The following is a 25479-nucleotide window of genomic DNA, read 5'->3' as shown; positions in this document are numbered from 1 at the left end:
ATTCGTCACAGATCACTCAGTGAAGGGCTGTCGATCAGCGCCTGAGCCGGGGCGCGACCTCCGCCCGTCCGGGCTCTCCCGGGAATGCCGCGGGATCCCGTCCCGGTGCGGCTCTCACCCGGTGATCAAGATGGTGACGGGAGTCTCGGTGACCCCGGCGCGCAGCGCGGCACGGCACGCCGTGCCGGCGGTCGGCCCGGTGCCGACGACCTCTCCCTCATGGAGCGCCACCCAGGTTCCCGGTGCGTACCGGTCGGACAGGCTCTCCTGGACGGTCCGCAGGTTCGCCGTGAGCGACGCGCGACCGGGCCTGACGGCGGTGCGGCGCCGACGCCAGAACAGGTACTGCGCCACGATCAACGGGCCCAGCAGGGTGAGCACGGGGAACACCCCGTCGATGACACCGGTGACGCCGCCGGCGAACATCGCCGCGAGCACCAGAACGTCGACGGCGATGGCCCCCCATCGTGCGGCGCGCCCGTACGTCTTCGCCGCGACCAACGGCCACAGTGCGAGCATGAGGCAGTCGCCGAGTCCGATGAAGACCGGGGCGTCGCCGTACCGGGTGGCCAGCAACGGAGCAAAGGGGATCCCGACGACGCGGTTCACGAAGTCGCTCGTGACCGGGAAGACACCGGTGGCCAGCGTGTCGTAGACGGTGAGCGCGGCGGCGAGCCACGCCACGTGGCCGGCCTTCATCGCCGCCTGCACCCACATGTTCGAGAACCCGACCGTCAAGACGGCCACCGCCAGGTCGTTGGCGACGAGCATCGTGACGTCCCAGCCGGCGGCGTGCGCCGCGAGGGGCAGCCCGCACAGGACCAGGCCCGCCAGGGCGGCGTATCGGCCGCCGAGGAGCGGCGACAGGGTGAGCTGCGTCGCGCTGAACACGACGATGCCGAACACCGCGATCAGAACACCGTTCGGGAGGGCGAGATACGCGAACGGCATCACCACCAAGACGACCGCCATGATGAGGATGTCCGATCCGACGAACCTGCCCACCGGCGGACGCGGAACCTCGAACCGCCCCAGATAGCCGACGGCCAGCGCCACAATGGCGAGCACCATCGCGTAGAGCACCAGGACCGGCACGTTGCTCATGACACCCCCACAGCCGGGGAGGCGACCCGCTCGAAGCTGTGCTCCCTCAGATCGGCACGGACGAGGCACGGTGCGGGCAGATCCGCCGGATCGTCGACCAGCACGATCCCGGCGATGGGCAGCTCAAGGTCCGCGGCCCGCTCCTCCAGCCGGGCGAGCAGCGGCCGGGAGATCCGGTCGGCCAGCACGTGCAAACGCGGCCCGGCGGGCGTCTCCTCCAACGCGTAGCGAGTCGGCAGCGGCAGCGCCCGCTCCGCCTGCAGCAGCTCCAGCACGTCCCGCGTCGCCAGCGCCGGCCCCGCCATCCGGCCCAGGATCTGCGACATGGCGGGAACGCCGGCCATCTCGCACTCCAGCTTCTCCTCCGCGGGCAGGACACGGACCAGGTCACCCGTGACGTACCGGAGAAGGAGCGTCGTGTCCCGGAAGAGGCTGAACGGCGTCACCGTCAGGACGCCGACCGAGCCGGGCAGGGCGGGTTCGTACGTGTCAGGATCCAGGATCTCCACGACGCCCTGATCGTGCGGGATGTGCAGGTGCCTGTGACCGCAGACGCTGCCCATCACCGGAACGGTCTCCGTCATCGCGTAGCCGTCGGCGACCGGCGCGCCGAAGACCTCCTCGGCACGCTGCCGCAGGGCTTCGGTCAGGATCTCACCGCCGCACAGGATCTGCCGCAGGCCGAAATCCGTTGCCTTCCACCCGCCGCGTTCGGCCTCTTGCAGGAGGGCCGCGAGGAACGAAGGCGGGGTGGTGAGGTGCGTGATGCGGGGCTCCTTGCCCGGCAGGTGCACAGGGGCGGCGAGGCGGTCGAGCGAGATCGCGGGCTCGATGATGCCCATCGGCAGGTACGCGGCGCCGGTCAGCGGGACCGAGCGTGCCTGAAGGTAGGGGGCGAGCGACCGGGAGGTGACGCAGTTGGCGATGACGTGGTTCGACCGCACCCGGTCCCTGAGCATGAGGGCGAGCGCGCCGATCCCCGAGAGCAGCTCCAGCTCATAGTGGGAGAACCACACCTGGGTCGGCACACCGGTCGTTCCGGTCGTGTGCATGGCCATCGCCGGCTGCGCGTTGTCGGCGACGAAGGCGGTGGGTGCCGCGCGCAGCGCCTCCTTCGGCGTCGGCGCGATCGCGCGCAGCGTCTCGGGCGTCAGCGTGTCGAGGTCGACGCGATTCGTCTCGAACCACCGGCGGTAGTACGGCGTCTCGCGCGCCGCTGCGCGGACGGTGCGCCGCAGCCGCCGCTCGGTCAGATCGCGTTGCAGCTCCGGGTCCTGCTCGTTCAGCATGTCGGTGGCCGCCTCACCGGGCTCGCCGAACTCTTCGATGGTCGCCCGGGTCTCGTGGACCAGCGCGTACACATCCTTGATGCGGAACCGCCGGCCAGACAACATCGACGCGGCGAATCCGAGCTGGTTCAGACCGGTCGCGAACACTCGCCCACGCCTCTCCTTGGCCGCCAGTGGTGCTCCTGGAGACGGCGCCGCCGCCGTCTCCAGGAGCGGGACGTTACGTCAGCTCCTCGACTGGTCGAGAATCAGGTACCGTTCGCACCGCCGAACATCACCATGGAAAGGGCGCTGGTCGCGTAGCGCGCGTACGCCTTGATCGTCCTGATCACCTGTACACCTCCTCCCGCTCTCAGCAAGATCTTTTTCGACCGTAGGACCGCAGCGCCCACAAAACAACATTTGTAACAAAAACCCCATAATCTATTGACATTCACTCTGTTATCGCGGTAAGCGTTGTTAACAACGGCCACATTCGGGCGAAACACGCGGCGAATAACCCGACACTGTGGTGACCGGCCTTGCCCCAGTGGAGGTACACGTGCCGCGCGCCGCGACGGGCACCTCCGACTTCAGCCGGCGCGCCGGCCCGCAGCATCCACCCGCGCGCCGCCATGCGCATCCCGCGGCACACGCGGATCCGTGACCACGAGCGTCCGCATCGAGATCGCCAACCCACTGGCCCGTAAGGCACCCGATCAGCTCAACGCCAGCCTCGACGGTGAGACCCCGTAGCTGTACTCCGGCTGCCGTACGCCCACGCAAAAGGCCCTCCCGGATCCTCCGGGAGGGCCTTTGACCTGAGAGCCGCCTTGGGGATTCGAACCCCAGACCCCTTCATTACGAGGAAAACCGAATGTGCGTTCCTGTAGCTCGACACGTCCTCCGACCGGGGGCTACACATCCGCGAAGATCCGCTGACGTTCGAAGGTGTGCGTAGCGGTTGTCACCCAGTTTGTCACCCAGAGCCCCTGCGGCGATCAGCCTGGCCTCCTGAAGCTAGCCCCATCGAGCCACCGCTCCATCCCACACTGTTGGACTTACCTTGGGCGACGCGGGATCATCCCAAGAGGAGGCATGCACCCTCGACAAGGAGGACAGCCGACCAGCCCGGAGTCAGGTTCGCCATGGCCCCTTAGGGCGATCCGTCGACCCAGCAGCTAGTGATCCGCTCAACGCGTTCCGGAGCGAGCGATCTCAAGTCGGGACCACTCATCGAGCGAAAGCCGATAGACGCCTGAGAGCACTTTGAGAGTCTCAGCGCTAGGGATGGCTTTCGCGTTCTCAAAGTCATTGATCGTGGATTGCGCGATACCCGTTCGCTCACTCACCTCCTTTTGTGACAGGCCGATGCTTTTCCGTGCGTCGCGAAGCTGAGCGGCGAACTCCCCCTCCGGGCTCTCCGGCAGCTTCACTGGCTTAGCCGGAGCCGACCGCGAGACTCGATGCGTCTCGGAAGCAACCGGTGTGGTGTTCAACTCCATCACCCAGCTCAACACCAGTCCGATAACAATGATCATTGCGACCACGGTCAGAAGCCAGCTTCCTATGCCGAAGTCGGCTTCTGATCTATCAGCGGCGTTCGTACTGGGCGCACGCCGCCTATGAGACCTGACCCACACTCTCTGGCCGCTCTTGTGACGCCGCCAGTAGCCCTTGACCAGCACCATGAAGCGAGGCTAAACGGCGTCCTCGACACTCTCTTCAAGAATCTGACGAGGGTAAGCTAGATATCTCGATGAAGAGATATATATCTCACTTTTCAGTTCCCTGAGAAGGTGTTAGAGCGCGCCCTCTATGCGAGCCAATGAGCGTCTGAATCTCATAGTCAGCGCTCACGATGTCCACTGGTCCTATAGCGCGAACACCTCATCCGAAAGTGGCTGAAACACCGGGGGCTGGGAGCCGTGTTTCGACAGTGCTTTGGGACAGCATAAATATCACTGTCCCCAATCCTCTTCGGTCACATAGGCCGCTCTCGCACTACAGAAGGGGATCAGGGACTGTCGGGACAGCAGGGACACTGATTACGGCTCGGGAGCTGTCAGGTGACTCTCGAGCACCTGAGCACCTGGTGCACCCGCCGCTGCCAGGTCACGAGCGGTGCGGTGAAGTTCGGTCACGGCGTAGGCGTTGACTTCCTTGGCGTCCGGGGCGACGGCCAGGGCGGTGGCGATGGCGGCTTCGGCGTCGCCTTGCATGAGGTGGGCGCGGGCGAGGCAGGCTCCGTACCAGGCGCGGTCGCGGCGGTATGCCTCCGGGAGGGTGGACAGGCCGCGTTCGAGGTAGTCGGCGGCGCGGCGGCCGTCGCCCAGTTCGAGTTCGGCCATGCCGCGTTGCATGAGGAACCAGCCCTCGTCGTAGAAGTACATCCAGGGTGGTTCGTCTTCGGGGTGTTCGGCGGCGGTGCGGATGAGTTCTTCGGCTTCGGCGAGGCGGGTGCGGGCAAGGTTCGCCTCACCCATCTGGGCGTGGCCTCGGCCGGCCATCTGAGCGGCCATGCCCTGGACGCCGGGGGTGGTGCGGCCGTCGTGCCAGCGGGAGGCTTCGGCCAGGCGGACGCAGCGGGGTGCGTCGCCGAGGCTCCAGGCTTGATGGGCGCGCATGTTGAGCGTGGTGGCGGCCAGGGCGGCGTCGCCGGCCTCCAGAGCCCAGGCGTGGGAGCGGTCGTACCAGGCCAAAGCGGCGGCGTGGCGGTGGGAGTCGTGGCACATCCAGGCGATGAACTGGGCGTACTGCGCCAGCACGGCCACGGCCCGGTCGGCGAGCGGCCCTCGGGCTCCCCGGGCGAGGTCGGCCACGGTGGACAGCTGGGCGTGGATGAGCGGGAGGAGGGGGCGGCTGCCGATGGTGTCTTCGACGCGGCGGTGTTCGGCCAGGCAGTGTTCCAGCCATTGCACGGTGGCCGCGTCCACGCGGGAGGGTTGATCGATGGCGCGGGTGATGCGCTCGTACAGGTCGGCGTCGGGGGCCAGGGTGGGCAGGGCGATGGCGGGGACGGGCTTGGTGACGGTGCCGAAAAGCTGGTCTTCGGTGAGGCCGAACGCCTTGCAGTAGAGCTGGGTGTAGAAGGCGTCGGGGCGGTGTTCGCCGGTCTCGTGGCCCCGGATGCGGCGGATGAGGTTGGGCAGCTCGGTCAGCGGCTTGTCGGAGGCTTTGATCAGCTCGCGGGCCAGGTCGCGCTGGGACCAGCCGCGGGCGTTGCGGGCGGCGAGCAGACGGGCGGCCCAGGCGGGGGTCTCAGTGGTGCCGGTCATCTGGTGCTCCTGCGGGGACGGGAGGACGCGAGGGGCGGACAACACGGTCGCCTCTGGGTGTCCTCTACAGGGGTGGTACCGCTGGTGGCTGTCATGTAGTCGTGCGTTTCGACAGCGATGGCTTCTACTCGTGGACGGCTGCTGACGGCCAAGGCCGGGGATCGTGCGGCATCACCGGTGAACTGGAGCGTGCCGCGACGCTCCTGCGCGAGGCCCTGGAGTCGCTGGCGCCCGGCGCCACCGGCGTGGTCCAGCACGTACGCCTCGACCGCTACGCATCCGACCCCGCCTACATCTACGGCGCGACCCTGCTGCGCCTCCGCTCGGAGAAGACCTCCGCGTGCGACTGACGCCGGCCACGCCACACCAGCACGCACCACCGGGGGCGGCGCGCACATGCGTCGCCCTCGCCGTCTGAGCCACCGGAAGCACGCCGCATGTACCACTGGGAACCGCACATCCCGTGCAGCAACCGGCCGGTCCGTGTGACCGAGACCTCGTGCTGCGGCGAGTACGAATGGTGCTGCGAGGCCGGCCAGTTCTTCGTCCTCCGCCATACCGACGACAACGGCTACGAGGAGACCGGCCGAGGCCGCTACCTCCAAGCCCGCCAGGTGTGGAACACCCTGGTGAAGGCTCACCAGCACGAACGAGTGCCATGACACCGTCCCCTCAGGTCACGGAGCGCTGCTCCTGCACGATGTTCGGCACCGACACGGGCACCGCCCGCCGCTGGAAGCACGCCCCCGAGTCCCGCCCGTCGACCACGACGGTCCGTACGTGCTCGAACCCGCGCTCCCGGTAGTAGCGCTGTAGGCCATGGTTGGTGCGCCAGACGTCTCGTCGCCGGAGGCGAGCTGGACGCCGCCGCCGTCACTTCGTGGCTTACGGAGGCAGCCACGCAGGTCGGCCAGCCCTGGCGCGAGGCCCAGCGCACCATCGCCTCCGGCCTGCGCGCCGGAGCCCGCCGGCCCCGGACGGTGGCCGCATGACCAACGACCGCAGCACCCACCTGCGCCTGGTCCACGGTGATGCCGTCAACGCGCCGGGCCGACCTGTGCCGTTCCGCACGTCCTGGACCGCCGACGAACTCATGGCCATGACCTTCCCGGAGCCCCGCTGGGCCGTCCCCGGCATCATCGCCGAAGGGCTCAGCCTCCTGGCAGGCCCGCCGAAGGTCGGCAAGTCCTGGCTCAGCCTCGGCCTGGGCATCGCCGTCGCCAGCGGCGCCAAGGCCCTGGAGTCCATCGAGGTGGAGCCCGGCCCGGTCCTCTACCTCGCCCTGGAGGACACCGCCCGCCGTCTCCAGAACCGCATGGGCAAGATCCTGAGCGGCCGTCCCGCGCCGAAGGACCTGACCCTGGCCACCACATGCCCGACCATGCCCGCGGGCGGGGAGGAGGCCATCGCCCGCTGGCTGGAGCGCAACGACAACGCCCGCCTGGTCGTCATCGACGTCTTCGCCAAGATCCGGGGCACCGCACCGCCCGGCCTGTCCGCGTACGACGCCGACTACGCCGCCATGGGCCGCACCAAGCGCCTGGCCGACACCTACGGCGTGGCCGTCGTCCTGATCCACCACGTCCGCAAGATGGCCTCAGAAGACTTCCTGAGCGAAGTCTCCGGCACCAACGGCCTGGCCGGGGCAGCGGACGCCACCCTCGTCCTCAAACGCGCCAGAGGCACCGCTGACGGCGTCCTGCACGTCACCGGACGCGACGTCGAAGAGGCCGAGTACGCCATGGCCTTCCAGCCCGCCACCGGCACCTGGCACCTGCTGGACGGCCCACCGGAAGACCACGCCCTGTCCGACACCAGGGCCACCATCATCCGCCACGTCCGCCGGCACCCCGGAAGCACGCCCAAGGCCATCGCCGAGGCCACCGGCCTGTCGTACGAGAACGTCCGCAAGACCTGCCAGCGCATGAACGCCGACGGCCAGCTCTGCGTGAACGCCACCGGCCACTACCGCCTACCCGGCACGCGTGGGGACGTCCCGGCCGTCCCGAACGTCCCAGCACAGCCCACGACCAGCACCAACGCCCACACCCAGGAGGGACAACCGACCCTCCTGCCCGTCACCACTGTCCCCGCCGACGAGGAGCACCACCTTTGACCACCTCAGCGCCGGACAGTGTCCGGCTCGCCGACACCCAGCTCTACCGCGTCACCGACGTCATGTCCCTGCTCCGCATGAGCCGCACTGTCATCTACGAGCAGATCCGCACCGGCCGGCTCCGCTCCGTCAAGCAAGGCCGCGCCCGCCTCATCACCGCCCAAGCCATCCGCGACTACATCGCACTCCTGGAGAAGGAAGCAGAGGAGGCAGCCTGATGCCCAAGCGACGCAGCAGAGGAGACGGCGGCCTCCACTGGGACGCCAAACGCCAACGCTGGATCGCCACCGTGACGGTGGGCTACACGCCCGCTGGGAAGCGCATCGTCAAGAAGGGAAGCGGCCGGACCAAGACGGAGGCCAAGGAGAAGCTGAAGCAAGTCCTCAGAGACTACGAAGACGGCCTGACCCTCGCCAAGGAAGACGTCACGGTGGAGCAAGCCGTCAAGGATTGGCTCAAGTACGAGCTGAGCCGCCGCGATAAAGCCACCTACGAAGCGGGGCAGATCATGTGCCGCATCCACGTCATCCCTGCCCTGGGCAAGCGGAAGCTTCGCGAACTGAGCGCACAAGATGTGGACGAGTGGTTGGCCAATAAGGCTCAAACGCTGAGCACGAGCACACTCCGCCTGATCAGGTCCTACCTGAACCGGTCCGTCAAGCGCGCGATGGCCCGAGATCTGGTCAAGCGCAACGTCGTTGACCTCTGCTCGGTTCCGAGCGGTCAGAAGGGCCGACCATCCAAGGCTCTCACTTTGGCGCAGGCAGAAGCCCTGCTCAAGGCCGCCGAAGGGACCCGGATGCATGGATACCTCGTCATGGCCCTGCTGACCGGCGCACGTACCGAGGAACTCCGAGCACTGACGTGGGATCACGTGGACTTGGAAGGCGCTCCCGATGCTGACCCGCCCGTGCCGCCATACGTAGCTGTGTGGCGTTCCGTCCGTGCAAGCGGAGACACCAAGACGCGTAAGTCCCGGCGCACTTTGGCGCTTCCACAGCGCTGCGTGGAGGCGCTCAAAGCTCAGAGGGCTCAGCAGGAGGCGGACAAGAAAGCGGCAGGCGATCGATGGATGGAACACGGGCTCGTGTTCGCCTCGACCGTTGGCACTCCACTGGATTCTCATAATGTCCGCCGTGCCTTCCGCGCGGTCGTCGCTAAGACCGACCTCGACCCGGAGCAGTGGACGCCCCGAGAGCTGCGGCACAGCTTCGTATCTCTGCTCTCTGACCAGGGCACTCTTTTGGAGGAGATCTCTCGGCTGGTCGGGCACAGCAGTACAAGCGTCACCGAGCTGGTCTATCGCAAGCAGATCCGCCCCGTCCTGCAGGGGGGTGCGGTGTTGATGGATCGACTCTTCGGAACATCAGACAGCCGCTAGTCGGTAGTCCACTATGCACACCATGCATACAAGTCGAGAACGAGCCATTCAGACAGTCATTCGACACCATAATCTCCTGACAGACCTGGAGCCAAAAAGCGTGACGCGGACCGCAAATGCGGATCGCAATCATGGAATGCGAAACGAGGCCACAGAACTGCCAACACACTTCAGCAGAACTACCAACCTGCTTCAGTAGAACTACCAATCTATTAATACGTTTTCGCAGGTCAACACGTCGCTGCTAGGGCGCCACTCAATGACATCCGGGAAATGCGCGAAATCGCCACCGAATGCGTTCATGCACTGCTACGGTTCCCCCGTAGAGGGAGGTAGTGCACGTGAGTGGATACATTCGAATCGCATGGCGATGCAGTTCCCGGCGTCGCCATGCTCGCCCGCCGCGACGCCGGGAACTGAGGTTCTCCTGGAGCCTCTGACCACTAGGTCTTGCGGGGGTGGTAGGGGCCGCCTCCGCAAGACCAGCCATCAAAAGCTGGATGGCGAACTTCTGCGGTACCCGCGTGAGGAGCTGCTACGGCGAAGAACCAGCACACACACCTGGTCCTGGACGACGCAGTGGCGGAGCGTCAGGTGGACTGATCACAGGCATCCGGCAGCGATAGTCACTCACTTAGACACTCAGGGGCCCTCCGCGATCCTCGCGGAGGGCCCCTGACCTGGGAGCCGCCTTGGGGATTCGAACCCCAGACCCCTTCATTACGAGTGAAGTGCTCTGGCCGACTGAGCTAAGGCGGCATCTGCCGTGCAGCGTGAAAGAGTCTACAGGAGGCTGAGGGGTTCTCGCTCCCATCGGGCTCGATCCCCGCAAAGCACCGTAGTTCGCGCGGCCGCCCTCAAGGCCCGTCCGCGCCCCAGGACCCGCCCCGCGGGCCTTCAGCCCGGCTCCCCGCCATTCCCGTACGTCGAGTCGTACGCCTTCCGCGGCCCGCACACGCTCGCCCGCGAGCACGAGCACCGTCGCCCGCCGTCGTTGAGGCGGACCACGACCGAGTCCGACGGCACGTTGTGGCCCACCACCGTGCCGGGGCCCTCCGGGGTCTCGACCGTCGTGCCCGTGCGGGGGGCCGTGGCGCGGAACTCCTGGTAGAGGGGGTGTTCGTACTTGAGGCAGCACATGAGGCGGCCGCAGGCGCCGGCGATGCGCAGCGGGTTGACCGGAAGGTCCTGGTCTTTGGCCATGCGTACGGAGACCGGCTCGAAGTCCTTGAGGAAGGTCGCGCAGCACAGGTCGCGGCCGCAGGGGCCGATGCCGCCCTGGAGGCGGGCCTCGTCGCGGGGGCCGATCTGGCGCAGCTCGACCCGGGCCCTGAGGTTGCGGGCCAGGTCGCGTACGAGGGCGCGGAAGTCGACCCGGTGCGGCGCCGAGAAGTAGACGGTGTAGACGTTGTCCTTGTCGAGGTAGTCGACGCCGACGACCTTCATCGGCAGCGAGTGCCGTTTGATGAGCCGCTTGGACACGCTGCGGGCCTCGGCTCGGCGCCGCTTGTTCGACTCGTCGCGTGACAGGTGCTCTTCGCCGGCCGGTCCGGCGCACACCGGCAGGCCCTCGATGTCCTCGCTCGTGTACTGCGGCGCCCAGACGCACTCCGCCACCTCGGGGCCCGCGTTGGTCGGTACGAGGACTTTGTCGCCCACCTTGTACGTGCGATCGCCGGGGTCGAGGTAGTAGAGCCTCCCGTAGCGGGTGAAGCTCACGGCCATGATTATTCCCATGGGCTAGAGCTCGCCTCCTGACGGCCTCGGGGTCGGTCATCACTTATGGCCTTCCCCGCCACACTACGTGCGCATCCCGGCAAGGCGACCCCGCCCCCGCCCAAGCCCCCGTCCCTCGGCCGACCCGAGGCGTCCTTGGGCGAGCGTTTTCAGCGCAGGGCGAGCATCATCGCCTCGACGGCCATCTGCGGGTTGACGCTGGCCGCCAGCCGTTCGCGGCACTGCATGATCGCGTCGATCCGCCGCAGCGTCTCCTCCGGCGTGGACGACTTGGCGAGCTGGTCGAGGTCGAAGCGCAGGTCGTCGTTGGCCAGCTCGACCTGGGTCGCCCCGAGCTGCATGGCCAGCACGTCCCGGTAGAACGACACGAGCTCCAGCAGGGCGGCGTCGAGCGAGTCGCGCTTGATGCGGGTGGCGCGCGACTTCTGCCGGTCCTCCAGCTCCTTCAGCGCCCCGGCCCCGCCGCGGACCAGCCCGCGGTTGAGCCCCTTGCCTGATGATCCCTCGCCGTACAGCTTGCGCAGCTCGGCCGTCTCGCTCTCGTTGAGCGCGGCCGTGGCGGCGGCGGCCTCCTCCTCGGCGGTCTTCACCAGGCGCTCGGCCGCGGCGATGCACTCGCCGACGCCGGTGAGCGTGCGCGGGATCCCGAGTACGGCCTCACGCCGCTTCCTGACGCCCTCGTCCAGCGCCAGCGCACGGGCGCGGCTGATGTGGCCCTGCGCGGCCCTGGCGGCGAATCTGGCGGTCTCCCAGGGCACGTTGTCGCGGGTGGCCAGCACGTGGGCGACGGCCTCGGTGGTGGGCGTGACGAGGTTCACCAGCCGGCAGCGGGACCTGATGGTGATCATCAGGTCGTCGGGGGCGGGCGCGCAGAGCAGCCACACCGTACGCGGCGGCGGCTCCTCGATGGCCTTGAGCAGGGCGTTCGCGGCCGACTCCGTGGCCCGGTCGGCGTCCTCGAACAGGATGACCCGCCACCGCCCCTGCGTGGGCGCGCCGGCCGCGCGCAGGATCAGCTCGCGGGTCTGCTTGACGCTGTACGACAGCCCCTCGGGGCGTACGGACTCCAGGTCGGGGTGCGAGCCGATGAGCACCTGGTGGCACTGCTCGCAGTGGCCGCAGCCGCCGTCGGGGCAGAGCAGGGCGGCGGCGAAGGCGCGCGCGGCGTCCTCGCGCCCGGCGCCCGGCGGGCCGGTGAACAGCCAGGCGTGCGTCATGCCCGCGCCGCGCCCGCCCGCGACGACCTCTCCGGCCGCGGCCGCGGCCCGCGACAGCACGGCGATCGCCTGGTCCTGCCCCACGAGGTCATCGAAAACCGTCACGGCCCAAGGCTAGTCGCCGCCGCCCGCCACGTGCGTACGCCCGGCCGGATCTTGACCTCAGGCGGCCGGTTGCCGACCATCGGAACAGTGCGCTTCCCCCGCGTCAAACCCGAGCACGCGCCGAGCCGCTCATCCGGCGGCACCATCCGCCTCGGCGGCGTCATGTACGGCATCGCCTCGGAGATCGAGGACCCCGACGGCTGGGCCTGGGCCGCGCTGACGCTCATGGACGGCACGCGCCGTACCGAGGAGATCACCGCCGAGCTCGCCGCGCGTTTCCCCGAGCTGACTGTCGACGAGGCCGGCGACATCGTCGCCACGCTGCTGTCCTCCGGCCATGTGGAGGAGGCCGACCCGGGCCCCTGCCCGGAGCTGAGCGAACGGGAGAAGGAACGCTACAGCCGCAGCAGGGACTTCTACCGCTGGATCGACCTGACCCCGCGCGACCACGGCTGGGAGCCGCAGTTGCGGATCAGGGCCGCGCGGGTGCTGGTCATCGGCCTCGGCGGTACGGGCGGCCACGCGGCCTGGTCGCTGGCCGCCTCGGGGGTGGGCCGGCTGCACCTGGTCGATCCGGACGTGGTGGAGCTGTCCAACCTCAACCGGCAGCTGCTCTACACCGAGGCGGACATCGGGCGGCCCAAGGTCGAGGTGGCGCTGGACAGGCTGCGCCGGGTCAACTCCGACATCGAGATCACCGGGGAGCGGGCCGCGGTGACCGGCCCCGATGATCTGGACCGGCTCCTCGACGGGTTCGGCGTCCTCGTGCTGTGCGCGGATCATCCGCGCGAGCCGGGCGGCATCCGGACGTGGGCGAACCGGGTCTGCGCCCGCAGGGGCATCCCCTGGGTCACCGGCGGATACAACGGCCCCCTCGTCAGCGTGGGGGTCTTCGGTCCCGGCGGCCCCTGTTTCGAGTGCGTCCGCGCCGGCATCCCGCCGCAGCCTGGCGCCGACTACGCCTGGCCCGGTGTGACGGGCGCGTCGGCCGGGCTTTCCGGGCAACTGGTCGCCCATGACGTGCTGTCGCTCATCACCGAAACCATGCCCGCGCCGCCCGGCTATTTCCACGGTGTGGCGCTCCTGGATCCGAACGGACATGTGTACGCGCACAATCCGTCATTACCCGACTGCGAAATCTGTTCTTGATCTAAAGCGAAAAAGAGGGGAATCTCATAACTGCCCTTCTTCACTGCGATTCGACAAGGAGTGTCATGAGCAACACATCCGCACAGGAACCGCAGCACGAGCAGAAGCCGCGCAAGAAGAAGATCGTCGTCCGCCGGCTGGAGAAGATCGAGCCGACCACGTGGACGCCGAGCCACGGCAACTCCAACTAGATCCACCTGCGGGCAGGGCGACCTGCCCGCACTTTCGGAGGCTTTGATGAGTGATGTGCTGAGCCGCGTGCGAACCGCACCCGCGACCGTCATGGACGCGGCCGAGTACGGAACCGACTTCGGCAAGGAGTTCGAAGCCGCCGCCGGAATCGTGTGGAAGCTCGAACGCGCCCAGCATTTCGACGAAGGCGATCTCCCCAGCTATCAGGCGATGCTGGAGGGCGACTGGGAACGCTCGATGAAACTGGCGGCCCAGATGCGCCCCGGTTTTCGCGCCGACAATCCCGACCGGATGGACTTCCGGCGGATCCGCGTGGTGGAGGAGCCGCTCAGCCAGTACCTCCGCTGGGAGCTGGAGGTGCTGGCGATACGCGCCGAGGAGGGCGAGAACAACCGGGTGGTGCCGGTTTCCGCGGTGCGCCCGTACGAGGCCGCCGGCCCGGTGCCCGAGCTCGTGCTGTTCGGCCCGACCGTGCTGTACGAGGTGCTGTACGACGAGGCCGGGCGGCACACCGGCGCCCGCAAGATCACCGACCCTGAGGTCATCGAGCCCTGCGTTCCGGTCCTCGCCTCCCTGTTCGACGCGGGCGAGGACCTGCGCGCCTATTGCGCCCGCACGAGGCGCGCTTGATCGTCGCCTTCCACCCCCTCGGCGTCCGCCGGGACGGCGAGGAGTGGATCGTCGGGCGCGTCGACTCCGGTGACTTCGTCGTCGTGCCCGATGAGGGCATGCGGGCGATCCGGCTGCTGCAGGACGGGCTTGACGTCGATGAGGTACGGGCCCGCCTGCTCGCGGAGTCCGGCGCCGATCTCGATGTGGCGGAGTTCGTCGCCGACCTGTCGGATGCGGGCCTGGTCGCGGAGATCGACGGACGCCCGGTCGCGAGCCCGCCGCCGCTCCAGCCGACCTTCCCCCGGCTGGAGCCCCGGTACCTGCGCTGGGCTCTGCACCCCGCGCTCCACCTGGCCCTGCTCGTGCCGATCTGCGCGGGCATCGCCTGCCTCATCGCCCGTCCTGCCGTCTTCCCCGACCTGCGGACGGCGCTGTGGACCGAGCACGGCGCCGTGGTGCTGCTGTCGTGGACGGCCCTCGCCTGGCTGACGACCGGGCTGCACGAGCTGGCGCACCTGGTCACCGCGCGCGCCGCCGGCGTGCCCGCGCGGATGAGCCTCGGGACGCGCCTGCAGTTCCTGGTCGCCCAGACCGACGTCTCGGGCGTGTGGGCGGCTCCCGCCCGGGTCCGCGTCACCGTCTACCTCTCCGGCATCGCCCTCGACCTCGCCGTCTGCGGCGCGGCTCTGACCTGGTCGTACGTCGCCGGGCCGCATCCGCTCGCCGCGTGGATCATCCTCATCCAGCTCGCCCGCGTGGCCTACCAGCTGCTGGTTTTCACGCGTACCGACCTGTACTTCCTGCTGCAGGACCTCACCCGGTGCCGCAACCTCTACGGCGACGGCCGCGCGTACGTGCTCGCCCTGGCGCGCGGCAGGCGCGGCACGCTGAACGGCCTGCCGCCCCGCGAACGGGCCGCCGTGCGCTGCTACGCGCTGCTCCAGGCCGCCGGCACCCTCGCCTGCCTGGCGCTGGCCGCGCTGGTGATGCTGCCCTTGCTGGGCACGCTGATCGCGCAGGCGGCGCAACACCTGCTGCACGCGGACGATCCCCTGGCCATGGCCGAGGCGCTCGTCGTGCTGGTCCTCGTCGTAGCGCCCGAACTGCTGTGGCTGCGCACCTGGTGGCGCGCCCACGGGCGGCGGGTCAGGGCCTGGCTCACCAGTCGCGGATGGCGGGCATGGTGCCCGTGGCGTCCTCGGCCTCGCGAGGAACCGGGTCGGGCAGGATCTCCCTGATCCGGTCCTGGATCTGCCGGGTGATCGTCTCCTGCGGCAGCGTGCCGTCGACCACGAGATAGCGGTCGGGGGACGCCGCCGCCAGCGCGCGGAACTCCTTGCGTACGCGCTCGTGGAACTCGAGCGGCTCGGACTCGATGCGGTCGGCGGCGCCGCCCAGCCGGGCCAGGCCCACCTCGGGCGGGGTGTCGATGAGCACGGTCAGGTGGGGCACCAGCCCGCCGGTCGCCCAGGCGTTGATCTTGGAGACGTCCTCGGGGTCGAGGGTCCGCCCGGCCCCCTGGTAGGCCAGCGAGGAGTCGACGTAGCGGTCGGTCACCACGAGCGAGCCCCGGTACAGCGCCGGCCTGATCACCTTCTCGACGTGCTCGGCCCGGTCGGCGGCGTACAGCAGCGCCTCGGCCCGCGCCGACAGGCCGCGCTCTGCGGCGTCGAGCAGGATGGCGCGCAGCCGCATGCCGATCTTGGTGGCGCCGGGCTCGCGCGTCTGCACGACGTCGTAGCCCTGGTCGCGCAGCCAGATGGCGATCACCCGCGCCTGGGTGGTCTTGCCCGATCCCTCGCCGCCCTCGAAGGCGATGAACAGCCCCGGCACCTGCTCGGCCGCCTGGGTGGGGTAGCGCTGGCCGCGCAGCGCCGCGATCAGGTCGGCGGCGAGCGGGACGCCCTTCCTGTCGTCCATGTGGCGCAGCGCCAGCACGCCGACCACCATCGCCAGCGCGCCGGCGATCACCAGCACGAGGTTGGTGCCGTCGAAGCGGTAGCTGAACTGCCCCAGGCCGAGGACGTGGACCCCGAACAGCGCCGCCAGCGGGTTGGCCACGGCCACCACGAACAGCAGCGTCACCCTGGCCGTGGACTGCAGGAACGCGAACGTGCGCCCGCGCAGCGCGTCTTCGACCTCGAGGCCGATCAGCGTGTAGCCGATGATCCAGGCGATGCCCGCGCACGCCCCGAGCAGCACGGTCAGCATGACCACGATGGCGAGGTTGTGCACCAGCGCGATCGCCACCAGCACCAGGCCCGCGACCGTGATGGCCAGCCCGAACAGCCGCCGCCGCGACAGCTCGCGCAGCAGCCTGAGCCCGAAGAACATGCCCAGCGCCATGCCGGTGAAGACGGCGCCGAACACCACGCCGTAGGCGGCGTCGCCGCCGCCCAGCGTCTCGACGTAGATCTTGGCCACGCCGACCACGGCCCCGCCCGCCGCGAACGCGCCCAGCATGCCGATGATCAGCCCGCGCACCACGCGGTTGCCGCCCACGAACCGCCAGCCCTCGACGATCTGCTTGAGCACGGACGGCGTGGAGATCGCCCCGTCACGCTTGGGGATGTCGCGCAGGGTGAAGATGAGGACGGCCGAGACGAGGTAGGCGCAGGCGTTGACGATGAGCGCCATGCTGGTCGCGCCGTGGCCGGGCAGGAACGGCAGCAGGCCGCCGATGAGGTCGCCCGCCACCGACAGCGCCGCGAAGAGCATGGCGGCGACCGGCGCGGTGCCGTACGTGACCAGCAGGTTGAGCCGGTTGGCCGACTCGAGCTGCGCCTTGGGCACGAGGTTGGGCACCGTCGCGTCCTTGGCCGGGACCCAGAACAGGTTGACGCACTCGACCAGGATGGTCGCGACGATGACCCACTGGTAGGCGTTGACGAACGGGATCGACAGCACGACCGCGAACCTCAGCAGGTCGGCCGTGAACATCGTCAGCCGCCGGTCGAACCGGTCGGCGAAAACCCCGGCGAGCGGCCCGAGCAGCACCGCGGGCAGCATCTTGGCGACGAAGACGCCGCCGACGGCCAACGACTGCACACGGTAGTCACCCTGGGTGAGGTTGCCCGCGAGGGCGGTCAGCGCCAGCAGGTTGAGCCAGTCGCCCAGGCTGCACACCGACATGGCCGTCCAGAGCCGTCGAAACGGCGCGTTGGCCAGCACGTGGGCCGGGCGGCTCCGGCCAGGGGCAATCATGATTTCAGCGTATCCAGGTGTCGACCGGAAGGGTGTGGTCAAGGAACGGCCCGGATCTTCCCGGTCGTCCGTGGCTGAGGGTAATACGTCGGCATGGCCGGGCGCAGGTGACCCACCTCGAATAGGTGCCAGAAAGCGTCATTGGTGTGACACTCCGGCCTCTTGCCGCGCCGCCGCCACCACCGGCCGCCACGCCGCGGCGATCTCCTCGGGCAGGACCAGCTCGTCCCACAGGTCGATCAGCAGCACCGCGTCGATGTGGCCGAGCAGCTCGTCGGGCCCGCCCTCGCACAGCAGCGCGGTGTAGGCGGCCCGCCGCTCGCCGCGGTCGGCCAGATCGTAGGACCGCCCGCCGACGCGCACCACGCCCAGCGCCGCCGCGACGGGCAGCCGGCGCAACCGGCTGGGCACGTGGAACGTGCGCCCGTCGCTCGTCGTGCGGGCCGTGCACTCGACCTTCGCCTGCAGCACCAGCTCGAACCCGGCGGCGTCGAGTATGCGCCCCGCGGTCTCCAGCGTCGGCGACTTCCTGCCGTGCTCATAGGCCGACAGCGTGGTGCGCGAGGTGCCGCTCACGCTGGCCAGCGCCGCCTGATTGAGGCTCGCGGCCCGCCTGGCCTGCTTGAACAGCTGCCCGCCGCGCCGCGCCCAGGAGGCGACCTCCTGCCGGAACGCCCGCTCCACCGGGGAAGATGCCATGACCGCCCTCCGTGAGTATCCGCGCGGATACTCTACGCCATCAGAGCGTCACGTGACCACTTCATTACCCGAAGTCAGCTCCGCAACTCCAGCAAAGTGATCTCCGGCGGCGCTCCCACGCGTACCGGCGGCCCCCAGAACCCGGCGCCGCGCGTGACGTACACCTGCACGCCGTCCACCGTGGCAAGGCCCGAGACGATCGGCTGCTGCAGCCCCACGACCAGGTTGAACGGCGCGATCTGCCCGCCGTGGGTGTGGCCTGAGAGCTGCAGGTCGACGCCGTGCCGGGCGGCCTCGGCCACCTGGATCGGCTGGTGCGCGAGCAGCACCGTGGAGCGCCCCTCCTCGCGCCCGCCGAGCGCCTTGTCGAAGTCGGGGCCGTCGCCGATGGAGGCGCCGCCGATGTCGTTGACCCCGGCCAGGTCGAGCACGGCCCCCTGGTGCCTGATCTCCACCCGCTCGTTACGCAGCGAGCGGACGCCCAGCTCGTCCAGCTCCTCGATCCACTCCTGCGGGCCCTCGGGCGTGAAGTACTCGTGGTTGCCGGTCACGAAGAAGGCCCCGTACCGGGACTCCAGGTCCTTCAGGGGCCGCGCCAGCCGGCCGAGCCTGGCGACCGAGCCGTCCACCAGGTCGCCCACGATCGCCACCACGTCGGCCTCAAGTCCGTTGATCATGCGGACGATGCGCTCGGTGTGCCCGATCCCGGTCAGCGGCCCGAGATGGATGTCGCTGACGACGGCGAAGCGCAGGCCGTTCAGCCGCGGGTCGAGCTTCGGCAGAGTGATCTCGACCGGTTCGATCACGGGGTCGCCGAGCGCGCTCGTCATGCCGTACGCGACCGTGCCGACCGCGCTGACCCCGGCGATCGCGGCGGTGGCCCGCCCGAGGAAGAGCCGCCTGCTCATCTCGCCCGCCGCCGGCCGCGCGCCGCCCTCGGGCGGCCCGCCGTCATCCGAACGCGCGCCGTTCCCGGGCGACCCGCCGCCATCCGGCCGCGCGCCGTTCTCGGACAGCCCGCCCTCATCCGAACGCGCGCCGTTCTCGGACAGCCCGCCGCCGGCCTGCTCGGGCACCGTCACCGGCGCGGCGGCGGGAACCGTCTCGGCGACGGCCGCGCGCGGCCTCGCCTCAGAGCGCGCCCGCCTGCGCAGCACCGCCCCCACGACGGCCCGCGGGATCTCCAGCACCGCCAGGATGATCACCAGGTAGAACATCACCGCGAGCCAGACATAGCCGCCCCAGGCGAACCAGCCGTCAAGCCCCACGCGGGAGCCCAGGAACGTCGCCACGAGGACGGCGAGCAGCAGCGCCAAGACCAAGGTCAGCGCCTTGCGCAGCCGGCCCGGCCCGGTGGTGCCGCGGACCAGCCGGTGCCAGAGGTAGAAGTGCGCGAGCAGCACGCCGCCCACGAAGATCAGGACGAACACACTGACGATGCTACGTCCGGCGGCCACCGCGCGATGACCGCCGGGAATGCGACGTTATGACTTGGTCGCCGTCTTCTTCGCCGTCGCGCTCTTCGCCGTCGTCTTCTTCGCGGCCGTCTTGCGCGTGGTCTTCTTCGGCGCGGGCGCCTTTTCACGCCGCTCGGCCAGCAGCTCGGCGGCACGCTCGATCGTGATGTCCTCGACCGTGTCGCCCTTGCGGAGGGACGCGTTGGTCTCGCCGTCGGTCACGTACGGACCGAAACGCCCCTCCTTGACCACCACGGGCTTCTTCGAGTTGGGGTCGTCGCCCAGCTCGCGCAGCGGCGCCGCGGCCGCCGCCCGCCCCCTGCCGCGCTGCTTCGGCTGCGCGAACAGCTCCTTGGCCTGCTCGATCGTGACCGTCAGCAGCTCTTCCTCGGAGGCGAGCGAGCGGGAGTCGCTGCCCTTCTTCAGGTACGGGCCGAACTTCCCGTTGTGCGCCACGACCTCCTCGCCCTCCAGCTCGCCGACGACCCGCGGGATCGACAGCAGCTTGAGCGCGTCCTCCAGAGTGATCGTGTCCAGGGACATCGACTTGAACAGCGACGCCGTACGGGGCTTGGGCGCATCGGCCTTCTTCGTCCGCTTCTTGGGCGCGTCCTCGTCGGCCGCCGGCTCCGGCAGCACCTCCGTCACGTAAGGCCCGTAACGCCCGTCCTTGGCCACGATCAGGTGACCGGTCACCGGGTCATGCCCCAGCTCCCGGTCGCCGGTCGGCCGCGAGAACAGCTCCTCGGCCTTCTCCGCCGTCAGCTCGTCGGGCGTCATGTCCTCCGGGACGTTGACCCTGGCGCCGTCGCGTTCGAGATAGGGGCCGTACCGGCCGACCCGCAGCACGATGTCGGTGCCCTTGATCGGGAACGAGCTGATCTCCTTGGCGTCGATCTCGCCGAGATCGGTCACCATCTCCTTCAGGCCCTCGTCGCCGTCGGAGCCGTAATAGAAACGCCGCAGCTCCGGCACCCGCTCGGCCCGGTCGTTGGCGATGTCGTCGAGCACCTTCTCCATTTCGGCGGTGAAGTCGTAGTCGACGAGGTTGCCGAAATGCCGCTCCAGCAGATTGACCACGGCGAACGCCAGGAACGACGGCACCAGCGCCGTGCCCTTCTTGAACACATAGCCCCGGTCGAGGATGGTGCCGATGATCGAGGCGTACGTGGACGGCCGCCCGATCTCGCGGTCCTCCAGCTCCTTGACCAGCGACGCCTCGGTGTAGCGCGCGGGCGGCTTGGTGGAGTGGCCGGCCACGTCGAGGCGGCTCACGCTGAGCGGGTCGCCCTCCTCCAGGTTGGGCAGCCGCTTCTCGGAGTCGTCGCGGTCGGTCGACGGGTCGTCGGCGCCCTCGACGTACGCCTTGAGGAACCCGTAGAACGTGATGGTCCTGCCGGACGCGCTGAACTCGACGTCCTCACCGGACGACGACCTGCCGCCCACCTTCACGCTGATCGACTCGCCGACCGCGTCCTTCATCTGCGACGAGACCGTACGCTGCCAGATCAGCTCGTACAGCCGGAACATGTCGCCGGAAAGACCGGTCTCGCCCGGCGTGCGGAACTCCTCACCCGCCGGTCTGATCGCCTCGTGCGCCTCCTGGGCGCTCTTGACCTTGCTGGAGTAGACGCGCGGCTTGGCGGGCACGTAGTCGGGGCCGTACAGCTTGATCGCCTGCGACCGTGCGGCGGCCACCGCCGTCTCCGACAGCGTGATGCTGTCGGTACGCATGTAGGTGATGAAGCCGTTCTCGTACAGCCGCTGCGCCACCTGCATCGTGTACTTCGCCGAGAAGCCCAGCTTCCTGCTGGCCTCCTGCTGCAGCGTGGTCGTGCGGAAAGGTGCGTACGGCTTGCGCGTGTACGGCTTGCGCTCGACCGTCCTCACCGTGAACGAGGCGCCCGACAGCCGCCCGGCCAGCTCGCCCGCGGCCTGCTCCGACAGGTGCAGCACGTCGGCGCCGCCCTTGAGCTGCCCGGTGCTCGCGAAGTCGCGGCCCTGGGCCACCCGCTTGCCGTCGACCGTGGTCAGCGTGGCGGTGAAGTCGCGCGGCCGCTCCTCGGCCTTGCCGGTGTCGAACAGCGCCTGCAGGTCCCAATAGTGGGCAGGGGTGAACGCGATGCGCTCGCGCTCGCGCTCGACCACGAGCCGCGTCGCCACCGACTGCACCCGGCCCGCCGACAGCTTCGGCTTGACCTTCTTCCACAGCACGGGGCTGACCTCGTAGCCGTACAGCCGGTCGAGGATGCGGCGCGTCTCCTGGGCGTCGACCAGGCGGAGGTTGAGATCGCGCGGGTTGGCCACGGCCTCGCGGATGGCCTGGGGGGTGATCTCGTGGAAGACCATGCGGTGGACGGGGACCTTCGGCTTGAGCACCTCGCGCAGGTGCCAGGCGATGGCCTCGCCCTCGCGGTCCTCGTCAGTGGCGAGGTAGAGCTCGTCGGCGTCCTTGAGCAGCTGACGCAGCTTGGCCACCTGAGAACGCTTGTCGGGGTTGACGACGTACAGCGGCTCGAACCCCTGCTCGACGTTCACGCCGAGGCGTGCCCAGGGCGCCCCCTTGTACTTGTCGGGGATGTCATCGGCCTTCTCCGGCAGGTCGCGGATGTGACCGATGCTCGATTCGACGATGTAGCCGCGCCCCAGGTACCCGGCGATCGTCTTCGCCTTGGCGGGCGACTCGACGATCACCAGGCGTGTTCCGCCGGCGCTGCCGTTCTTGGCTGGCACGCTGCTTCCTACCTCGCTGTTCGCTTGCAAAATCCCCCTGCCGGGAGTCGGCACAGACTGAAAGGTAACCCGACTCGCGGAATTTTCCTTCCCCCGGGGCTACCCACTACCTTCCGGGTCCACCCACAAGCACGCAGAATAAGGCCCATCGAGCGGCATGGCGCCCTGACTCACATGGAGACTAATCGTTGTGCTCGACTACTCCTACATGGATATCTTCATTCCGCGCGATCTCACTCGCGAAGCAGCACGTCAGCTGCTGACCGAACACGCCGAGTACGGGCAGTGGGAGCTCGCCCGCGTCCGAGTGCACCCCGACGGCAGCCGGCACGTACGCCTGCGCAGGAAGGTCATGCGCGTCCGGAGCACGCTGCGCGCCTGACCCGGCCGCCGCAGGCGGCTGACACGTGACGGGCGTCACTGCTCGCACGGACGTTTTCGCCCGTCCGGCCGGCCCCTTTACGGACGGCCTCAGGCGGCACGCCGCGGGCCCGCCTTCGCCCGCGGGTGCCCACCGCGGGCCTGCCATTGCCCACCTCCAGGCCACAACCACAGACCCGCCACCGGCCTACCTCCAGGCCACAACCGCGGACCCGCCATTGCCCGCCGCGGGTGCGACTTCGCCCGCTCTGGCCGGCCACCCCGCGGGCATGACTTTGCCCGTCCCGGGCCGCGCCCCCGGAACGGGCAAAGTGCTTCACGCCAGGTAGCCGGTGAACCTCGAACTACCTCCGATGACAGCCGCCTTTCTGTTACTTACGGCCGAACCGGAACCGGCGGGCCGAAGCGAACAGCGTCGCGGCGGCGGCCAGCATGCCGCCGAACGCGAGGGCGAGCAGGGAGCCGCTGTTCATTCCGGTGACGCCGGCCGGCTGCTCGGCGCTCATGAGGCCGATGTCACCGATCGGCAGGCTGCGGGTGGCCGACGCGACGGCGCTGCCTGCCGGGGTGGAGGCGACGAGGTCCGTCGCCGGGGCGAGCGCCGAGACCGGGCTCGACGAAGCGGTGCCGCGCTTGCGGTCGGCGGTCGAAGCGGAACGCTTGCCGCCGGCGACGGCGGCGTGGTGTGCCCTGCGCTTCGGCGGCGTGGCGACCCGCTTCGCCGGGGTGGCCGGGGCCTGGGTCAGGCCGGGCAGCTCGGGGAGCGCGGGCAGGCCGAGGGTCTTGGAGATGTCGTCGACGACGGGGAGCTGCGTGGCGACGCCCTTGGCGGGCCCGGTCGCCTCCTTGACGTTGCCGACGCCCTGGACGTGCCGCGTGAACCCGCTCAGGTCGCCCCCGCCGGGAAGGTGCTTGGTGACTTCGGTGGCGGGCAGGTGCCTGGTCAGCCCGGCCGCCGCGGCGCCGACGTTCTGGGCGTCGCCCAGCACCGGCAGGGCGGGAGCGACCGGCAGCATCCCGCCGCCCTTGGTGGCCGCGACCTTCGTGGTGGTGCGCGCGAAGTGGTCGTACTTGCTGGGCCCGTGCTGGACGGGCTTGCCGACCCGGGAGCCGCCGAGGCACCCGGCGGCCGCGTCACCGAGGACCGCGGCGGCGTTGCCGCAGACGTTGACCGGCGCGGTGATCGGCGCGACCACCTGGTTGCCGCTCAGCACGCCGCCCCTGCCCGAAGTACGGTTGCCGCCCGCCCCCTTGCCGGACTGGTGCACCGACGCGCCGCCCTGGCAGCCCGCACGCGACAGGCCGAGCACGGCGGCCGCGTTGCCGCAGGCGTTGATCGGGGCCGTGATCGGCGCCACGACCTGGTTGCCGGACAGCACGCCGCCCGCGCCGGACGTACGGTTGCCGCCCGCGCCCTTCGCCGGGGTCTTCGCCGTCGCGCCGCCCTTGCACCCGGCGAACGCGTGCCCGAGCACCGCCACCGCGTTGCCGCAGACGTTGATGGGCGCGGTGACCGGCGCCACGACCTGGTTGCCGCTCAGCACGCCGCCCCTGCCGGACGTACGGTTGCCGCCGGAGCCCGACTGGTGGACCGTGGCACCGCCGCGGCACCCGGCCGCCGCGTTGCCCACGGCGTTGCCGCAGACGTCGACCGGCAGCGTGATCGGCGCGATGACCTGGTTGCCGCTGCCGACCCCGAAACGCCCGTCGGTGTCGTTGCCCGTCGAGCCGGGCTTGCGGTGCCCCGCCTGGTAGCGCTTGCCGGGCCCGCCGGTGGTGACGGACGAGCCGCCCTGGCAGCCGGCGAACGCCCGGCCCACCGCCGCGACCGAGTTGCCGCAGATCGTGATCGGCACGCTGATGGGCGCCACCACCTGGTTGCCGCCGAGGACGCTGCCGTTGCCGGACGTGCGGTTGCCGCCCACCCCCTTGCCGGTGTTGCGCACGGTCGCGCCGCCCTTGCAGCCGGCGGTCGCGTCACCGAAGATCGCCACCGCGTTGCCACAGGCGTTGATCGGGGCCGAGATGGGCGCGGTGATCTGGTTGCCGCCCAGCACGCTGCCGTCACCGGACGTACGGTTGCCGCCGGCCCCGCCCTTGCCGGAGGTGCGGACCGTGGCGCCGCCCTGGCAGCCGGCGTCGGACTTGCCGATCAGCGAGACGGCGTTGCCGCAGGCGTTGATCGGGACGCTGATCGGCGCGTTGACCTGGTTGCCGCCCAGCACGCTGCCGTTGCCCGACGTCTTGTTGGGGATGCCGCCGCCGCGGGTGTCGATGACCTCGGCGCCGCCCCGCGAGGCGGCCTCCGACTTACCGATGGCCGCGATCGAGTTGCCGCTGATGTCGATCGGCAGCGAGATCGGCAGATCGACCTGGTTGCCGCCGCCGACGGACCCGTTGCCGGAGGTGTCGGCGAGCGCGGTGCCGCCGCCGAACGACATGACGGCCACGGCCAGCAGAGCCGCAGGGCTCGATGCCTTCGCCCACGTACGCATGAGAATGCTCCTAGTGATTTTGGGGGGATGTACTTGATCGGTCTCGCGGCCTCGCCCGGGACCTGGCACAGCGTTCTGGTTTGTCTCTGTGCCGTACGTTTCACGCGTTGTGACCGCGTGCAGCGGGAGAGCCCCAGGGCTTCGCGAACCGGTGTGAACTGACGTTGCTGTCACCCGCGTGCGGCGCTCGGCATGTCGGGACGTGATGGACCCACGTCGTGGCCGTGCGTCATGGCGCTTGTCGATCGAGGCGCCACGCTTGTCCGCCGCGTTCTCCGTACTGGAAGCGGCACCGGCTCCGGATCCGGGAGACCGCGCGCTTCGCCGTCCGGGGCGGCCGGGCTCGATGCC

22 protein-coding genes and 1 tRNA gene are annotated in these 25479 nt (G+C 69.6%); 11 read left to right on the top strand and 12 right to left on the bottom strand.

Annotation, left to right across the window (positions count from 1 at the left end; translation table 11 throughout):
- Positions 1-114 precede the first annotated feature (114 nt).
- From ACGFIM_RS19345 to ACGFIM_RS19330, 4 genes are all read right to left on the bottom strand, one after another.
- Positions 115-1104: a hypothetical protein gene (locus ACGFIM_RS19345; protein WP_393201992.1), complete on the bottom strand. Its 990-nt coding sequence runs from the start codon at positions 1102-1104 to the stop codon at positions 115-117.
- Positions 1101-2540 (bottom strand): phenylacetate--CoA ligase family protein, encoded by a 1440-nt coding sequence (locus ACGFIM_RS19340; RefSeq protein ID WP_393201990.1) that lies wholly within the window; start codon positions 2538-2540, stop codon positions 1101-1103. The genes ACGFIM_RS19345 and ACGFIM_RS19340 overlap by 4 nt, the downstream gene beginning before the upstream one ends.
- A gap of 1025 nt (positions 2541-3565) precedes the next feature.
- Positions 3566-4063, bottom strand: a complete 498-nt coding sequence (locus ACGFIM_RS19335; protein ID WP_393201988.1) for a helix-turn-helix domain-containing protein — start codon at positions 4061-4063, stop codon at positions 3566-3568.
- A gap of 357 nt (positions 4064-4420) precedes the next feature.
- Positions 4421-5650, bottom strand: a complete 1230-nt coding sequence (locus tag ACGFIM_RS19330) for an XRE family transcriptional regulator (protein WP_393201986.1) — start codon at positions 5648-5650, stop codon at positions 4421-4423.
- A 101-nt stretch (positions 5651-5751) separates the two neighbouring features.
- Here ACGFIM_RS19330 and ACGFIM_RS19325 point away from each other — a divergent pair, with 101 nt between their 5' ends.
- The 6 genes from ACGFIM_RS19325 to xerC all read left to right on the top strand — a co-directional run bounded on the left by ACGFIM_RS19325 (position 5752) and on the right by xerC (position 9147).
- Positions 5752-6000 (top strand): hypothetical protein, encoded by a 249-nt coding sequence (locus ACGFIM_RS19325; RefSeq protein WP_393201984.1) that lies wholly within the window; start codon positions 5752-5754, stop codon positions 5998-6000.
- Between the two features lie 87 nt (positions 6001-6087).
- Complete coding sequence (locus tag ACGFIM_RS19320) at positions 6088-6312, top strand: hypothetical protein (protein ID WP_393201982.1); 225 nt, start codon at positions 6088-6090, stop codon at positions 6310-6312.
- Complete coding sequence (locus ACGFIM_RS19315; RefSeq protein ID WP_393201980.1) at positions 6309-6455, top strand: hypothetical protein; 147 nt, start codon at positions 6309-6311, stop codon at positions 6453-6455. The genes ACGFIM_RS19320 and ACGFIM_RS19315 overlap by 4 nt, the downstream gene beginning before the upstream one ends.
- Positions 6456-6638: 183 nt before the next feature.
- Positions 6639-7766 carry an AAA family ATPase gene (locus ACGFIM_RS19310; protein WP_393201978.1) on the top strand — a complete coding sequence of 376 codons (1128 nt, stop codon included), beginning with the start codon at positions 6639-6641 and terminating at the stop codon, positions 7764-7766.
- Positions 7763-7984, top strand: coding sequence for a helix-turn-helix domain-containing protein (locus tag ACGFIM_RS19305; RefSeq protein ID WP_393201976.1), 222 nt, complete (start codon positions 7763-7765; stop codon positions 7982-7984). The genes ACGFIM_RS19310 and ACGFIM_RS19305 overlap by 4 nt, the downstream gene beginning before the upstream one ends.
- On the top strand, positions 7984-9147 hold the full coding sequence (gene xerC / locus ACGFIM_RS19300; RefSeq protein WP_393201974.1) for a tyrosine recombinase XerC: 1164 nt from the start codon (positions 7984-7986) through the stop codon (positions 9145-9147). The genes ACGFIM_RS19305 and xerC overlap by 1 nt, the downstream gene beginning before the upstream one ends.
- Before the next feature lie 685 nt (positions 9148-9832).
- Here xerC and ACGFIM_RS19295 read toward each other — a convergent pair.
- The 3 genes from ACGFIM_RS19295 to ACGFIM_RS19285 form a co-directional block, all read right to left on the bottom strand.
- A tRNA-Thr gene (locus ACGFIM_RS19295) sits at positions 9833-9906 on the bottom strand.
- 138 nt (positions 9907-10044) lie between these two features.
- Positions 10045-10872 carry a stage 0 sporulation family protein gene (locus ACGFIM_RS19290; protein WP_393201972.1) on the bottom strand — a complete coding sequence of 276 codons (828 nt, stop codon included), beginning with the start codon at positions 10870-10872 and terminating at the stop codon, positions 10045-10047.
- 161 nt (positions 10873-11033) lie between these two features.
- Positions 11034-12206 carry a DNA polymerase III subunit delta' gene (locus ACGFIM_RS19285; RefSeq protein ID WP_393201970.1) on the bottom strand — a complete coding sequence of 391 codons (1173 nt, stop codon included), beginning with the start codon at positions 12204-12206 and terminating at the stop codon, positions 11034-11036.
- Positions 12207-12293: 87 nt separating this feature from the next.
- Here ACGFIM_RS19285 and ACGFIM_RS19280 point away from each other — a divergent pair, with 87 nt between their 5' ends.
- From ACGFIM_RS19280 to ACGFIM_RS19265, 4 genes are all read left to right on the top strand, one after another.
- Positions 12294-13355 (top strand): HesA/MoeB/ThiF family protein, encoded by a 1062-nt coding sequence (locus ACGFIM_RS19280; protein WP_393201968.1) that lies wholly within the window; start codon positions 12294-12296, stop codon positions 13353-13355.
- A 65-nt stretch (positions 13356-13420) separates the two neighbouring features.
- Complete coding sequence (locus ACGFIM_RS19275; RefSeq protein ID WP_364064120.1) at positions 13421-13546, top strand: hypothetical protein; 126 nt, start codon at positions 13421-13423, stop codon at positions 13544-13546.
- Positions 13547-13637: 91 nt separating this feature from the next.
- The gene (locus ACGFIM_RS19270; RefSeq protein ID WP_393201965.1) at positions 13638-14177 is read left to right on the top strand and encodes a DUF6879 family protein; all 540 of its coding nucleotides are present in this window, start codon (positions 13638-13640) and stop codon (positions 14175-14177) included.
- A complete protein-coding gene (locus ACGFIM_RS19265; protein WP_393201963.1) occupies positions 14174-15397 on the top strand; it encodes a hypothetical protein in 1224 nt (407 codons plus the stop codon). Before ACGFIM_RS19270 ends, ACGFIM_RS19265 begins: the two co-directional genes overlap by 4 nt.
- Here ACGFIM_RS19265 and tmk read toward each other — a convergent pair.
- The 4 genes from tmk to topA form a co-directional block, all read right to left on the bottom strand.
- Positions 15318-17363 (bottom strand): dTMP kinase, encoded by a 2046-nt coding sequence (gene tmk, locus ACGFIM_RS19260; RefSeq protein ID WP_393201961.1) that lies wholly within the window; start codon positions 17361-17363, stop codon positions 15318-15320. The genes ACGFIM_RS19265 and tmk overlap by 80 nt on opposite strands.
- 138 nt (positions 17364-17501) lie before the next feature.
- Positions 17502-18062 carry a helix-turn-helix transcriptional regulator gene (locus tag ACGFIM_RS19255; protein ID WP_393201959.1) on the bottom strand — a complete coding sequence of 187 codons (561 nt, stop codon included), beginning with the start codon at positions 18060-18062 and terminating at the stop codon, positions 17502-17504.
- A 74-nt stretch (positions 18063-18136) separates the two neighbouring features.
- Positions 18137-19492: a metallophosphoesterase gene (locus ACGFIM_RS19250; protein ID WP_393201957.1), complete on the bottom strand. Its 1356-nt coding sequence runs from the start codon at positions 19490-19492 to the stop codon at positions 18137-18139.
- Positions 19493-19546: 54 nt separating this feature from the next.
- Positions 19547-22252 carry a type I DNA topoisomerase gene (gene topA, locus ACGFIM_RS19245; protein ID WP_393201955.1) on the bottom strand — a complete coding sequence of 902 codons (2706 nt, stop codon included), beginning with the start codon at positions 22250-22252 and terminating at the stop codon, positions 19547-19549.
- Positions 22253-22460: 208 nt separating this feature from the next.
- Here topA and ACGFIM_RS19240 point away from each other — a divergent pair, with 208 nt between their 5' ends.
- Positions 22461-22634: a DUF5703 family protein gene (locus tag ACGFIM_RS19240; protein WP_393201953.1), complete on the top strand. Its 174-nt coding sequence runs from the start codon at positions 22461-22463 to the stop codon at positions 22632-22634.
- Positions 22635-23004: 370 nt separating this feature from the next.
- Here ACGFIM_RS19240 and ACGFIM_RS19235 read toward each other — a convergent pair whose 3' ends face one another.
- Positions 23005-25128 (bottom strand): chaplin family protein, encoded by a 2124-nt coding sequence (locus ACGFIM_RS19235; protein WP_393201951.1) that lies wholly within the window; start codon positions 25126-25128, stop codon positions 23005-23007.
- Positions 25129-25479: the final 351 nt, after the last annotated feature.

The sequence above is a fragment of the Nonomuraea sp. NPDC049309 genome, assembly GCF_043196965.1.
Taxonomy (GTDB): Bacteria; Actinomycetota; Actinomycetes; order Streptosporangiales; family Streptosporangiaceae; genus Nonomuraea; species Nonomuraea fastidiosa.
This window is presented reverse-complemented; position numbering and strand designations above follow the sequence as displayed.